This window comes from Aureibaculum luteum (assembly GCF_003449015.1).
Classification (GTDB): Bacteria; Bacteroidota; Bacteroidia; order Flavobacteriales; family Flavobacteriaceae; genus Aureibaculum; species Aureibaculum luteum.
This window is the reverse complement of record NZ_QRGD01000002.1, coordinates 322,493-337,512: the sequence shown is the minus strand read 5'-3', so window position 1 is coordinate 337,512 and position 15,020 is coordinate 322,493. Positions and strand designations below refer to the sequence as shown.

The window sequence follows — 15,020 nt, the reverse complement described above, 5'->3', positions numbered from 1 at the left end:
AGGTAAACAAATTAAATAAATTGTTAAAAGTCTATCAAAGGTTCAGTACCTCTCAACCTTTTAAATTTTTCATAATTAAGATTCACCGCATTCTTTGAAGCCTTTTTAAAATCCTTTTCAGTTACTTTATATACCTTTTGCAGTGAATCTAATGTAATTAATAAGCTTTCTTTTATCGCTTTGAATTCTGGGTTATCTATTTGGTTTTTATTCTCCTTTGGGTCTGTCTGTAAGTCATATAACTCCCATGCGTCAATATCATCATAAAAATGAATTAACTTATAACGTTTTGTCCTTACTCCATACTGCTTATGAACCATATGAAATGCAGGAAAATCATAGTAATGGTAATAAATCGCATCTCTAAAATCCTTATCCTGTAACTTACCTTCTAACAATGGCTTTAGTGATTTTCCTTGCATATCTGCGGGAATTTGAGCTTGGGCATAGTCTAAAAAAGTCTCCGCAAAATCTAAGTTTTGTGTTAATGCTTCTACTATTGTTCCTTTTGTAATACCTTTAGGATATTTCATTAATAAAGGCATGCCTAAAGACTCTTCATACATATAGCGTTTATCAAAGAAACCTTTTTCTCCGAGATAAAACCCTTGATCTGAAGTGTATATTACAATAGTGTTCTCTGACAACTCATTTTCTTCTAAATAATCGAGAACTTTACCTACCCCCTCATCAACTGATTTAATGGTAGCCAAATACTCTTGCATATAACGTTGGTATTTCCATACCGCCAATGCTTTACCTGTCAAGTTAGCATCATGAAAAGCATCATTTTTGGATTGATACGCTTTGTCCCATTCCGCTCGTTGCTCAAAAGACATTCTATCAAAATCATTTGTCCATGGATTATGAGCTAATTCTGGACTACCTTTTCTTAGTGTCATTTTTAAGTCGTGCCCTTCATACATATCCTTATAGACTGTTTGCAATTGCAGCTGTGCTGATAACTGATTTTCGTGTTTTGAGAAATAGCTTTCAGGCATAGGAAAGGTAACCGAATCATATAAGTTCATGTGTCTTGGAGCAGGCATCCAGTTTCTATGTGGAGCTTTGTGATGAATCATCATAAAAAAAGGTTTCTCTTTTTTTGAATTTTCTTCCAACCATTTTAAACTCATGTCTGTAATTATATCTGTGGCATAACCTTCTATTCTTGTTGTATCTCCATTATGTATAAAATCGGGATTATAATAGTGCCCTTGATCTTCAATAATGTTCCAGTAATCAAAGCCTTGTGGATATCCATGTAAATGCCATTTCCCTACGATAGCCGTTTGATAACCTTCTTTTTGTAGTAATTTTGGTAAGGTAACTTGATTGCCATCAAATTTATCACCATTCATTTTAAATCCGTTAATATGACTGTGCTTCCCTGTTAAAATAACAGCTCTACTTGGTCCGCAAATTGAATTGGTATTAAAATTATTATCAAAGCGTACTCCAGCTTCCGCTATTCTATCAATGTTTGGCGTTGGTGCTAATTTACTTATCGGATGTCCATAAGCACTAATGGCTTGTTCGGCATGGTCATCTGCCATTATAAATATTATATTCGGTCTCGCAGGCTTCTCGAGTTGTTCTTTGTTGTTTTTCTGTTTATTATTACAAGACAGCAAGAATAAAGATAAAAATATAACAATGAGAAGATGATGCATAATTTATTTATTGTTTATTTTCTTAATCTGTATGGTTTTATCATCTAAAACGGTTTGTTTAAAAAAATTAAACACATTGTCTAAATCATATAAAGGAACTCCAGCCATTTCATGTTTTCCACCTTTTTTTACATAAAAATAATAAGAGGTTTCCAATTCCCTTAATTTTTCAGCAATAATACTAGAGCCCTCCAACACAAGGTATCCTGGTTTTTCAACATCACAATAATGATGTGATGCCGCACCAAAAGGAACTAAATTATCGTCTGTTCCATGGAATAATACTGTCGGAATTGCATTTTCTTTTGTTATATAATTAGCATTTACGATGGCTCCTGCCAACGAAAATACACCTGCAAATTGTACTGTTTTATATTTCTCTAAATTTTTAATAAAATATTCACGCATGTACACAGCATTTAAAATACCCTCTGCTCCTGCACTACTACCACCAGCTATAATTTTATTTGTATTTATATTTAATTTTTTTGCATTATTTGTCACAAATAATGCCGCGTCCATATAATCTTCAGCGGCACCTTTGAATGTAATAAGTTTTTCCTCTTTGGGACAATTACATCCAAAACCTGTAGGCTCCCCTTTTCTCATTAAACGGTATGAAATTGATATCCCTACAAAACCATTATTCGCTGCATATTCTGCTAATATTTGCTCCCGTTCGTCGTCTCTTGCTCCACCTCCAAAACCACCACCATGCATCCATAACAATGTAGGTAATGTAGCTGTAGTTACACTGTTTTCAGGCTGATAAACATCTAATTGCAACGTATCCTTTCCTTTTATAGCGTAGGTATAGGTCGTTTTTGTTTGTGCATTAACTGTAGCTAAAAGTAAAAAAATAAGTAATGTGGTAAGTTTTTTCATTTTTGATTTTTATTGAGATGCTAATTTAACAAAAAGTTTAAGCTTGATAAGGTTATTTAAGCAGCTTCAATTGTACATTCAGTTCTTTATTTTTTTAAGACAAAACCTTCTTTAAACTCAAATGCAGAAGAGCCTTCAATCGCAATGTCAAAATCGCCAGGTTCCGCAACAAAATTTAAATCACTATTATAAAATTTCAAATCTTCTATTGATAGCGTAAAACTCACCTTTTTACTTTCTCCTTTTTTTAGGAATATTTTTTGAAAACCTTTTAATTCTTTTACGGGACGGGTAACACTTCCTACCTTATCTCGAATATAAAGTTGCACTACTTCTGCCCCATCATAATTTCCTGAATTCGTAACCGTTACAGTGGCTGTTAATTTTTCAGAAAATGAAATTTCTTTTGTAGATAATTGTAATTTACCATAATCAAATGTCGTATAACTTAAGCCATATCCGAAAGGATATAAAGGCTCATTTTTAACATCTAAATAGTTACTTTTAAATTTTTCAAATCTGCCTTCCTTATTCCCCAAAGGCCTTCCCGTACTTTTATGATTATAAAAGATAGGAACTTGACCAACATTCATCGGAAACGTAGCTGTTAATTTACCTGAAGGATTTACATCACCAAATAATACATCTGAAATTGCTAAGCCTGCTTCGCTTCCTGGAAACCATACATTTAGAATTGCTGGTACATTTTTATCTTCTTCGGTTATGGCCAATGGTCTGCCTGTAAACAACACAAGAACCAATGGTTTACCCGTTTTTAATAAGGCATTCAACAATTCTTTTTGTACTTGTGGTATCTGAAGATTAGTTACACTACTACTCTCTCCACTGAATTCAGCAGTTTCACCAATTGCAGCCACGATAACATCAGCTTTTGAAGCTACGTTTAGAGCCTCATCTAATAGATCTTTGTCCGTTCTACCATCTCTTGGAATTTCTTTCCCAAACATGGTCACTCGTTTTTCAAAGTCTAAATCATTATCCACATTACTTCCTTTGGCATGTACTATAGTTGCTTTATTACCGACCACTGTTTTTAAACCTTCCAACAAGGGAATTGATTTTTCTTGATCTGTTGCTACGCTCCATGTCCCTGCCATATTCAACGCCGTATTTGATAATGGGCCAATTAAAGCTATAGTTCCTGATTTTTTTAATGGTAAAACATTATTTTCATTTTTTAATAAAACCATTGATTCCGCACCAACTTTTCTTGCAAAATCTCTATTCTCTTTAGTAAAAACTTCCTTCTTTGCTCGTTCAACATTACTGTACTGATATGGATGATCAAAAAGTCCCAACTTATATTTTGCAGTTACTATTTTTTTAACGGCATTATCTAATTCATCTATACTAACTTTACCTTGGTCTATAGACTTTTTTAGTGTGGTTAAAAAACCTTCACCCACCATATCCATATCACTTCCTGCTTTTAAAGCCATAGCAGACACTTGTTGCAAATCACCCATACCATGAGCTATCATTTCGTTAATACCTGTATAATCAGTGACTACAAAACCATTAAATCCCCAATCCTTTCTTAATAAATCGGTAAGTAACCATTTGTTACCCGTTGCTGGCACACCATCTATTTCATTAAATGACGCCATTACTGTACCCACACCAGCATCAACAGCAGCCTTGTAAGGAGGTAAATATTCGTTATACATTCTAATTTTACTCATGTCTACCGTATTATAATCTCTACCTGCTTCTGCAGCACCATATAGAGCAAAGTGTTTTACACACGCCATAATGGTGTTATCTAGAGCTAAATCTTCACCCTGATAACCTTTTACCATGGCTTCAGCAATTCTACTACCCACATATACATCCTCCCCAGAACCTTCCGAAACTCTACCCCATCTAGGGTCTCTAGATATATCAACCATAGGAGAAAACGTCCAGTTAATACCATCTGCAGAGGCTTCTTTCGCTGCTACTCTGGCCGTTTCTTCAATAAGATCCATATCCCAAGAAGAGGATAACCCTAAAGGAATTGGAAATGTAGTTTTATAGCCATGAATGACGTCCATTCCAAAAAGTAAAGGAATTTTTAAACGGCTTTTTTCCACTGCAATTTTTTGTATTTCATGAATACTTGCGGCTGATTTTATATTAAAAAGTCCACCTACTAAGCCTTTTTCAATTTTACCAGCGATATCAGAATTTGTAGCTTGCCCTGTGGTTATTTGGCCTGCACTTGGTAAATTTAATTGACCAATTTTTTCTTCTAATGTCATTAAATTTAACAGTGAATCTACTTTTTCTTCGATTGATAATGTGGTCTGAACAGTGGTTACTTTTTGGCTTTGACAAGACATAAAAAGTAACGAAAAAGTGATTAGAAACAAGGTGTTTCGTAATTTTAGTCGATTCATTTTTACTTGATTTTAAATCCTGATTTCTCGGTTAGGATATTTTTTTAAAATTTTAATGAGCTACTCTTTTTTATTGGAAAACAACCAAGACAATAATTCTGGCTCTGCAAAAGCACTATCCCAACTGTTATGATTGGCTTTACTATAGATATTGAAATTTGGTTTTCCTCCATACTTTAATAATGCAGATACCATTTTTACGGATAATTGTGGATTTACAACATTATCTTCCGCTCCATGAAAAATCCACATGGCGGTATTCTTTGCATATTTTTCAGCCAATTCTGGATTCCCTCCTCCGCAAATGGCAATAGCAGCCGCGAAAAAATTTGGTTTTCTACTTAATAATTCAAAAGTCCCCATACCTCCCATCGAAAGACCACCAAGATAAATCTGTTCCTTTTTTATATAGGAGTTCTTCACCAATTCATCTAAGTATCGCATTACTAAGTGCATCGATTTTGTAGGTTTACTTTCTGTTGGAAAACTTAATGTTAAAGGTTGTGTGGTTCTATCAACAGTTGCATTTGCCCAATAATCTTCTTCTTTACATTGCGGAAAAATTACAATAGCAGGATATTTTTGAATAGAATCTACAAACAATTTACTCCCATGTGTCAATTGCTTTTTATTATCATTCCCTCTTTCGCCTGCTCCATGAAGAAATACCACCAAGGGGTAACTTTCAGTCTTTTTAAAATCTTTTGGATACAAAACCCTTAATTTCAACGTATCTGTTCCTTCTACCAAATATTCTTTTACAAATTCCTGTTGATGTTGTGCATATATTGAGAATGCAGAACAAAAGAAGACCATGGTAAGTATTATTTTTGTTTTCATCTTTTTTTATTTTTATTTGGACCTTAAAGTTAAAATAATTTAAACAGGTGTTAGCACTTTTTTATCTCAAAAACTAAACTTTCTAAAACAATTTAAAAACACCTTATATTGGGTCAAAAGGATCGCAATTATCCAATGCCATTCTTTTTATATCCTTACGTGTAATTCCATACCAAATGTTTTAATTTAAGAGATCCTATATGGCATGACCTACTAATAATTAAACCCTAATTTGTTTAATCCATTTTTAACATCATTGTTTTGCATAAATAAATTCCATAATAACCCAGTTCTATAATTTTCTATCATTATAATTTGTGGACCTTGATCTATTGCTAAATAAGCTTCCGCTACCCAATCATTGTATTGCGGACTAAAGGCATCATAAAAACCTGCTGGACCTAATAAAATATCTTTATGTTCATAAAAATAATGTAATGCTTTTAAAGATTCCTGAGGGGTATAGGGTATAGAACTTATTGCAGCCGTTGGAGAAATAACGCCAATATCGTTAGTTGGACTATGAGCCATATAACCTATGGAGCCATCAGTATTTCTAGAATAACTTGCGGTCAACCCCCAACAGTCTTTTCCATAGTCTCTAAAGTTTTTAGGGTTTTCTACACAGTATTGATAATTGATATTAGCATGACTTATATTCAGCTGCCAATAATTAGCATATTGATCTGATAAATTGGTGGGATTTAAACCCAAATAAGAATAGTGAGCAAAAAATAAAGGCCCACCGAATTGTGGAGCACCAGCATGTTTCAATATCAATGGGAATCCATATTGAGTTTCAGTTGATTTTATAGTACCGTTATCCGCCCAGCCTACTTCATAAACTTCTTTAGAAATACTATAATCTGGTGATGCTGCGGCCAAAATATAAGTGATTAATGTTTCATTATATCCCTTCAATCTTAAATTTATGTCAAAACCAAAATTAGGGCTCCAATGCCATAACAATTCATTATTACCGTTAGTGTACCAGTTCCAATCTACTTCTTTCCAAAGAACATCTGCTTTTGCAGCCAGTTCCTTTTCGGAATCATTTCCGTTTTTAAAATATTCTTTAACACAGATTAAACCCTGCACTAAAAAAGCCGTCTCCACTAAATCACCACCATTATCTTTGGTACTAAAAGGTTTTACAGCACCTGTATCTCCGTCTAACCAATGTGGCCACGCTCCATGAAAGCGGTCTGCATTTTCTAAAAAAATTAAAATTTTAGTTAGCCTTTCTGATGCTTCTGTTCTACTTACAAACCCTCGTTCTACACCAACTAAAATAGCCATTAATCCAAAACCAGTTCCTCCTGTAGTTACTGTATTGGCATCATTTGAAGGATTACCAGGATGATAACGTTCTCTCGCTGCTCCAGAATTAACATGAGCAAAATCCCAAAAATACTTGAAGGTTTCTTTTTGTGTTAGATCTAATAACTCTTCATCTGTAAGTGTTGGTACAGGGTCCGGTTCAATTATCACAGGTGGTTCATATACGTATGCATCGTCTTTACACGAAATAATTGTAATTAGTAATAGTATATATGTGATTCTTTTAATCATTTGTTTTTAAATTTGGACTTTGAAACCCTAATTTCTTTAATCCTTTTTGAACATCTTTATTTTTCATAAATAAATTCCATAGTAGGCCAGATCTATAATTTTCAATCATTACAGGAATTGGACCTTGGTCAATGGCTAAATACCTTACCGTTTTCCAATCACTATCTAAAGCAATAGCATCATACGGTCCATATTTACCAATATATTCTGGCATGTCTTTATAGAGGTGCCTTAACATTTGCATACTCTCCTTGGGTGTATACGGAAATGAAGAAAGTGCTGCAGTAGGTGAAACTACTCCAAGATCTCTATCGGGACGATGTCCATCATAACCTTTAATGGAGTAACTAGAAGTAAGTCCCCAATAATCCTCACCATAGTCTTTATATTTTTTAGGATTATCCAACGCATAATTATAATGAATCATAGCATGATTCTGATTTAACTTCCAATAATCTCCATACTGATCAGTTAAGCCTTTAGGGTTTAATCCTAAATACGAATAATGTGCCCAAAAAAGTGGTCCCACGGGAGATTTATCATGTTCATAATGATCTAATTCAGTTTCTAAACCATAATAAACCGTGTCTTTTGTTATATCTCCGTTTCTTGCCCAACCTTTATCATAAACAGATTTTTGAATTGGATGTGTTGGCGAAGAGGCCGCAAGTACATACATAATTAAGGCCTCATTATAACCGCCTACAGGAAAATTCATTTCCCATTGATATTCAGGTGACCAATGCCAGTACAATACATCTTCTCCTTTTGTATACCAATTCCAATCAATAGTTTTCCAAAGTTTTTCAATGCTACTTACCAATATTTTTTCATCGGTATTTCCCTCTCTAAAGTACTCTGCAACCGTTAATAAACCTTGTGCTAAAAATGCGGTTTCTACCAAATCTCCACCATTATCTTTTTTGCTAAAAGCTACTACTTTACCATTTTCTCCGTTAATCCAATGCGGCCAAGCCCCATGAAAACGATCAGATTTTTCTAAAAAGGCTACTATTTTTTGATACCTTTTAAGAGCCTGTTCTCTAGTTATAAACTTTCTTTCAACTCCTACTAAAATAGCCATGAGTCCGAAGCCACTCCCTCCCGTGGTTACCGTATTTTTAGGTGATGTGGGATAAATATCATCCATATGCAAACGTTCTCGGGCTAATCCAGAATTTGGTTCTGCACCTTCCCAAAAGTAATTAAACGTCTGTTTTTCAATGGTATCTAGCAAAATTTCATCCTCAGCTGTTAGTTTAAAGTCAACAACTTCTTCGCTACCACTAGTTTTAATTTCTTCTAACTCTTTTTTCTTTTCACAAGAAAAGACAAAAAACAGTATCAAGGTCAATATATATAGGTGATTGTATTTTTTCATTTTTTGTAATATTATTATAATAAAGCTCTCTACTAGTTTTGAACAGATTCTTCGCTCCATTTAATTTGTAGTTCGCTGAAAAACATTCGTTTATTTCACTAGGAATGACAAATAGTATAGTAAATTTTGGCTGCATTCAATTAAGAATGCAGCCAAAAGACCATCCAGGTTTTAGTTGGTTTGTCAACTAATAAAGCTATTAATACCCCCAGACGGAAATTACTAACTCAACTTAAATATACGTTACATTAAATCTTGTATTTCTTCACTTGATAATGCCTTATTAAACACTTTTAATTCATCAATATAACTTGAATCTGATAAGTGATTCCAATAACCAAAAGTTGGCATTCCTGAACCAATACTCATATTATTGCAGCCCGTCCAATCAATAGGAGATGCCATGTCAGAAGCTCTTTTTTCTACACCATTAAAAAATATTTTACTTTTTGTAGTAGTGACCGTTACTGCAATATGTACCCATTCACCGGCTGTCACATCAATAACGTCTCCATCATTCCATACCTCACTTGTGCCGATACCAATGTTAGATTTAATTCTTTGTTCAGAACCATCACCTTCTCTAAAAATTCTAAAACCTTGCATTCTATTTTCTGGTGTATCATTTCCTACAACGATAATACCTGCTCTATCAGGTTCTCCATTTACCTTATACCAAAATGCTACACTAAATGCTTCACCGAATAAACCATCGATAGGATATGTTAGGTATGAATCTGTAGCTCCTGCAAAAGCATTTGAGCCTTTTTTTGCTTCACTTGCAAAACCTAAACTACCAACTTCTTCGGCAACTACTCCGCCTACTTTATTGCTAAAATTATCATCAAAAGTCATATACAAAGTCTCACCATCGGCAGGTTCATAAGGATTGGTTACACCGAGAACATTCTGAATTTCTTCTTGAGATAACGCTTTATCAAAGAAACGTAATTCATCAATATAACTTAGGTCATTTGCATGCCCCCAGTATGAAAAAGTTTCACCGCCAGAAGCTATATCAAGAACGGAAGCACCTGTCCAATCAATTGGGGCTGACAAACTTCCCGAATTTTGTTCAATTCCATTAAAATAAATGACACTTTTAGTATCAGATATAGTGAATGCAACATTTACCCAATCTCCAGCGGTAACGTCAATAACGCCACCATCATTCCAACTATCACCATCACCAGTACCTACATTTAATTTTATTCTTTGCTCTGTACCACTACCTTCCCTAAACAACCTAAAGCCTTGGTTACGATCATCAGCATTATCCCCAATAACTAATATACCTGCACGGTCAGGACTAGCATTAACTTTATACCAAAACATACCCGTTATTTCGGATCCTAAGTTCATTTTTTCAACAGGAAATGTTAATTCAGATGCTATTGCACCCGCATAAGCGTTGGGACTTGCAACACCCTCACCTGAAAAACCAGGTGTGCCAATTTTAGTAGCTTTAGTAACCGTTATTAATTCCGTATAATCGCCATCAAAAGCCATATAAAACTGTTCGCCTAAATCTGGAAATAAAGGAATATAAGGTGGTTCTTTTTCAAAATTCACAGTAGATGTAGTCGATTTACCGTCTAAATCAGTTGCTGTAACTTTTAATTCATGAACACCTGTAGTAACATTATCAAAAGCTACTTCTGCTAATACGCGACGATAGTCTAAAAAATCACTCATCATAGCAATTTCAGTACCATCCATCAGCACCTGAATGTCTGCAACCTCGATATCATCTGTAACTTCAAATTCAATGGTAATTGGCACAACAGGCTCATTTACCTTTATTTTTGTGCCCTCAATTGGATACTTAATCATTACATCTGGTGCCGTGGCGTCTGGCCCTGGAGCTACCTCAGTAAGTGGGTCAATTCCATCATTACAGGAATATATAAATAGTACTAATAATAAGTACGGAAGAATATTTCTAATTTTTTTCATCTTTAGTTTTTTTTATAGTCCTTGAACATAAGCTCTTAAAGCAGGAATTTGATCAATTTGATTTTGAGGAAAAGGTAAAAATCTTTTATTGTCAGAATATATATGATCATCATAGTTTAACTCATTAGTTGTACCCAATCTAACCATATCATAATACCTGATACCCCATTCCATTCCTAATTCAGCAAATTTTTCATCCATAACTTGTTGTTTAGTTACCCCAGATAAACCAGCTAATCCAGCTCGGTCTCTGACTAGATTTACAGCCTGATCTGCAGTCATTCCAGTACCGGTGGCTCCTTGTGTTAGAGCCTCTGCATACATTAGCAATACTTCTGAATAACGAATTACGATAAAATCTTTATTGCTACCATAAGACGTTCTTCCTGCAATGAGCTCATTAGAGGGTAAATAATGTTTACCACTAGCAAACATTGCTCTTGCATAATCATTAATTACATCACCATCACGGGTAGTATTTGATATCCAACTAGGCAACGTTGCATAATCTGGATCTTCTTTAATTTTAGCAATTCCTCTATCTGTAAATAATACTGAAGTTTCTAACCGTACCGTTTCATTACGATCTAACATAAACTTAATAAATTTTAAGCTAGGTTCGTAAAACCCCCATCCAGCACTCGCTCCGGTTACCGCAGGAGTCCAGCCTTGAGGTCCATAAGGTGCCCATAAATGATTTTCACTAGGCCCTGAACCTTGTCCAAAGTCAGAATACTGCATTTCCAATATATTCTCTTGACTCAATTTTCCAGCAGTTTTAAATTCCTCATAAAAATCAGGAAATAAACTAAATTTATTAGAGCTGATTATTTGACCTGTAGCCTCTGCCACAGCTTGATAATTTTTCAGTTCCAAATTTGCTCGAGCCTTTATAGCCAATGCAGCATGTTTTGTAACGCCTCCAGTAACATCTGCTCTATTTGCAGGATGTTCATCTAATAAATTCGGAATAGCTTCATCCATTTGATCAGAAATATGTTGTAATACTTCATCCCTTGATGACACATTAGCTTGATACAATTCAGAAGCATCTGACGAAGTTGTTATAAACATTGCACTCCAAAGACGACTAATTTCAAAGAGTAAATGTGCACGTAAAACTTTAACTTCTGCCACATATTGATTAGCAAGTGCAGCATCGGCCCCAGCATCTTTATATTTTTCTATACGTTCCATGGCATTGTGTAAATCAAATATATCTCTATATCCGTTTTGCCATACTGAATTGTACATCCAATAATCTTTATCATAATTATAAAAATCGGTATCTGCGAATGGTTGTTGATCGCCTAAACCACCATGGTTTACATCATCTCCCCTTACTGAAATCAATAACGACTCCTCCCATCCACGACTATAAAACTGAGCATAAGCACCAATTAAAGGTGAAATCATATTGCTCGATTGCGTAAAATCTTCTTCTGCTGACAATGATAAATTTTCAACAGGGTCATCTAATTTGCTGTCACAGTTAATAGCTACCATTGCTACTAATATGACCAAAAAATACTTTGTGAAATTTTTTATGTTTTTCATAATTTCTTTTTAAAATATGATATTTAATCCTACTGTATACACTGCTGGTATTGGATAAACTTGTCTATCAATACCATTTTGCACTTCTGGGTTAAACCCATTATAACTAAACACAGTTAAAGGTCTTTCTGCCGTTAATGAGATGGTTGCATTTGGCATAGGTGTACCAAATAATTCTTCACCATTAAATTTATAGGCCATACGAACATTTTGCAATCTAAAAAACGAACCATCCTCTACTAAGTAGTCGCTCATCTTTTGATTCCATCCTCTTCTTAAACCTGAAGATGATGGGTATGTATTAGAAGTCCCCTCACCGTGCCAACGATTTATAGCCAAATCTGCATCCATATTACCATCAGGAGTAAAGATCACTTCTCCTCTTTTTCTATTTAAGATTTTATTACCTGTTTGCCCCAACATGTTCGCTGAAAAAGAAAAGTTTTTATAATCTATACCTAAATTAAATCCGTAATTAAATGAAGGTAAATAAGAACCAAGAACCACTCTATCATCTCCATCTATTTTTCCATCGTTATTCACATCTCGATATTTGAAATCACCTGGAACTAAGATATTGTTATTATTATTGATTTCATTTTGAGCGGTTGGATCTGCAGCAATTTCAGCATCATTTTGATATACACCTGCTACTTCATATCCAAAAAATGCCAATAAGGGTTCACCTACAATAGTTCGTTGTCTAAATTCTGCTGAACCACCATCAATATAGTCTTGACCAAAAATATCAATAACTTCATTGTTTAAGGTACTCAAATTGACACCAACATTATAACTTAACTTATCTGAAATTGATTTTTTCCAATTTAACGATAATTCAAAACCAGAATTTCTTATTTCACCACTATTCCTTCTAATACTTTGACCTGTAGCGGGTACATTAATAGGAATTATAGCATTTTTAGTATTTCTAATATAATAATCAGCTTCAATTGATAATTTATTATCCAAAATTCTTGAAGTAATTCCGATATTATATTCTTCAGTTCGTTCCCATTTTAAGTAGTCAAAAGTACTACTGCCTACTGTACCTGTTTCTAATTGATCTCCAATTGCAACTTCCTCTGTACTTAAAGAATTGGCACCATCACTTGCAGGAACTTTGTCATTACCTAACTGCCCCCAACTTGCTCTTACTTTTAAATAGTCTATTACATTATTGTCTTCCATAAATGACTCACTAGAAAGTACCCATCCTGCACCTATTGTAGGAAAGTATCCCCATTTTTCTTGAAATTTAGAGCTGTAGGCCATGCCTCAGTATTTGACGGATCTAATACCGGCATAATAGGTACCGCATAATAAGCGGTGAACCAAGCACTAGATTCTTGTGCATACGTTGTTCCATTACTAAAAATGGTATTACCTCCAACTGTCAACCAATTGTTTACTTTAAAATCAAGTTTTGCTCGCACATTAAATCTCTCATATTCATTTTTCATATCTAAAACCCCTTCTTGAGCGAAGTAATTGGTTCCAATAGCATAACTGGCGTTTTCACTACCTCCTGTAAAATTTAAACTGTGATTCATAATTGCAGCTGGTCGTAAAATTTCATCATACCAATCGGTATTAACATCAGGAACATTAGGATTGGTTCTACTTCTTCCATAACGTTGCATTGCGTTTTGTACATAGCCAATATCTGTAGGTGAACCTGATTCCATTGCCATATTTACAAATTGCTCTGAATTGGCCATTTTTAAAACATTTTGGGCAATTTGAGTTCCATAATATCCATCATATGTAATTTGCCCCTTTTGATTAAACTTTCCTGAATTGGTCTCAATTAAAATTACCCCATTAGCAGCCTTTACTCCGTAAATTGCAGACGCAGAAGCATCTTTTAAAACAGATATTGAAGCAATATCTGATGGGTTCAAAAAATCAATATTATCATAAAACATACCATCCACAACATATAGTGGACTTTCATCACCCACACCAGGATAACTACCTATACCTCTAACACGTATAGTTGGAGATGCACCAGGTGCACCGCTACTTACAACTTGTAAACCTGCCACTTTTCCTTGTAAAGCTTGCATAGCTTGACCGGTAGGTGTTTTACCAATTTCTTCTGCTTTAATCGTTGTAATAGCTGAAGTTAAATCTTTTACCTTTAATTCACCATATCCAACAACAACTACTTCATCTAAGGCTTGTGCATCAACTTGCATCACCACATTAATTTCTGTTTGGTCTTCTACAGTTATACTTTGATTTGTAAAACCAATAAAACTGAAGTCTAAAACTTCACCTTTATTTACCAAAATGGAATAATTACCATCAAAATCAGTACTTGTACCATTTGTGGTTCCTTTAATAATGACATTAACTCCGGGTAGTGGTAAATTATCATCTGCACTTGTAACCATCCCAGAAACAGTTATTTCTTGGGCATTTGCTGTTAGCGTGAAGATAAAAAATAACAATAGTAAAGGTATTTTTGAAGTCATCCAAAATCCTATTTTAATTAAAGGATTTGAATTTGATTTAACTATACCTTTTTTACTAAAGTTCGTGCTTTTTAAACATGCTCTTTTCATAAAATTATATATTTGAATGTTAGTATGGTTAAATTTAATACAAGTAAATCTGTATTCAAAAAATGAAATACATTTTAGTTACGTCAAGAGATGTTAAAGTTAAAAAAATCACTATTGACGTAGTTTAAATCAATCTAAATTATATTAATTTGGGGAGATTTATATATAAATGACGTAGTAATGACGT

At 34.2% G+C, this 15,020-nt stretch carries 10 protein-coding genes; all 10 read right to left on the bottom strand.

Annotation, left to right across the window (positions count from 1 at the left end; genetic code table 11):
- Positions 1-23: 23 nt before the first annotated feature.
- On the bottom strand, positions 24-1,673 hold the full coding sequence (locus D3P13_RS06680; RefSeq protein WP_117880542.1) for a sulfatase family protein: 1,650 nt from the start codon (positions 1,671-1,673) through the stop codon (positions 24-26).
- Between the two features lie 3 nt (positions 1,674-1,676).
- Positions 1,677-2,558, bottom strand: coding sequence for an alpha/beta hydrolase (locus tag D3P13_RS06675; RefSeq protein WP_117880541.1), 882 nt, complete (start codon positions 2,556-2,558; stop codon positions 1,677-1,679).
- A gap of 86 nt (positions 2,559-2,644) precedes the next feature.
- Positions 2,645-4,957, bottom strand: coding sequence for a beta-glucosidase BglX (gene bglX / locus D3P13_RS06670; RefSeq protein WP_198679983.1), 2,313 nt, complete (start codon positions 4,955-4,957; stop codon positions 2,645-2,647).
- A 60-nt stretch (positions 4,958-5,017) separates the two neighbouring features.
- Positions 5,018-5,797: a carboxylesterase family protein gene (locus tag D3P13_RS06665; RefSeq protein ID WP_117880539.1), complete on the bottom strand. Its 780-nt coding sequence runs from the start codon at positions 5,795-5,797 to the stop codon at positions 5,018-5,020.
- A gap of 213 nt (positions 5,798-6,010) precedes the next feature.
- Positions 6,011-7,369 carry a glucoamylase family protein gene (locus D3P13_RS06660; RefSeq protein ID WP_117880538.1) on the bottom strand — a complete coding sequence of 453 codons (1,359 nt, stop codon included), beginning with the start codon at positions 7,367-7,369 and terminating at the stop codon, positions 6,011-6,013.
- Complete coding sequence (locus D3P13_RS06655; RefSeq protein WP_117880537.1) at positions 7,362-8,750, bottom strand: glucoamylase family protein; 1,389 nt, start codon at positions 8,748-8,750, stop codon at positions 7,362-7,364. The genes D3P13_RS06660 and D3P13_RS06655 overlap by 8 nt, the downstream gene beginning before the upstream one ends.
- A 243-nt stretch (positions 8,751-8,993) precedes the next feature.
- Positions 8,994-10,706 carry a LamG domain-containing protein gene (locus tag D3P13_RS06650; protein WP_117880536.1) on the bottom strand — a complete coding sequence of 571 codons (1,713 nt, stop codon included), beginning with the start codon at positions 10,704-10,706 and terminating at the stop codon, positions 8,994-8,996.
- 12 nt (positions 10,707-10,718) lie between these two features.
- Complete coding sequence (locus D3P13_RS06645; RefSeq protein ID WP_117880535.1) at positions 10,719-12,263, bottom strand: RagB/SusD family nutrient uptake outer membrane protein; 1,545 nt, start codon at positions 12,261-12,263, stop codon at positions 10,719-10,721.
- Between the two features lie 9 nt (positions 12,264-12,272).
- On the bottom strand, positions 12,273-13,538 hold the full coding sequence (locus D3P13_RS22185) for a TonB-dependent receptor domain-containing protein (protein ID WP_232829147.1): 1,266 nt from the start codon (positions 13,536-13,538) through the stop codon (positions 12,273-12,275).
- A complete protein-coding gene (locus D3P13_RS22180; RefSeq protein WP_232829146.1) occupies positions 13,487-14,833 on the bottom strand; it encodes a SusC/RagA family TonB-linked outer membrane protein in 1,347 nt (448 codons plus the stop codon). Before D3P13_RS22180 ends, D3P13_RS22185 begins: the two co-directional genes overlap by 52 nt.
- Between the last annotated feature and the right edge of the window lie 187 nt (positions 14,834-15,020).

Coding starts and splice junctions, on each gene's coding strand:
- D3P13_RS06680 (WP_117880542.1), bottom strand. CDS start 1,673: ATGCATCATCTTCTCATTGTTATATTTTTATCTTTATTCTTGCTGTCT.
- D3P13_RS06675 (WP_117880541.1), bottom strand. CDS start 2,558: ATGAAAAAACTTACCACATTACTTATTTTTTTACTTTTAGCTACAGTT.
- bglX (WP_198679983.1), bottom strand. CDS start 4,957: ATGAATCGACTAAAATTACGAAACACCTTGTTTCTAATCACTTTTTCG.
- D3P13_RS06665 (WP_117880539.1), bottom strand. CDS start 5,797: ATGAAAACAAAAATAATACTTACCATGGTCTTCTTTTGTTCTGCATTC.
- D3P13_RS06660 (WP_117880538.1), bottom strand. CDS start 7,369: ATGATTAAAAGAATCACATATATACTATTACTAATTACAATTATTTCG.
- D3P13_RS06655 (WP_117880537.1), bottom strand. CDS start 8,750: ATGAAAAAATACAATCACCTATATATATTGACCTTGATACTGTTTTTT.
- D3P13_RS06650 (WP_117880536.1), bottom strand. CDS start 10,706: ATGAAAAAAATTAGAAATATTCTTCCGTACTTATTATTAGTACTATTT.
- D3P13_RS06645 (WP_117880535.1), bottom strand. CDS start 12,263: ATGAAAAACATAAAAAATTTCACAAAGTATTTTTTGGTCATATTAGTA.
- D3P13_RS22185 (WP_232829147.1), bottom strand. CDS start 13,538: ATGGCCTACAGCTCTAAATTTCAAGAAAAATGGGGATACTTTCCTACA.
- D3P13_RS22180 (WP_232829146.1), bottom strand. CDS start 14,833: ATGAAAAGAGCATGTTTAAAAAGCACGAACTTTAGTAAAAAAGGTATA.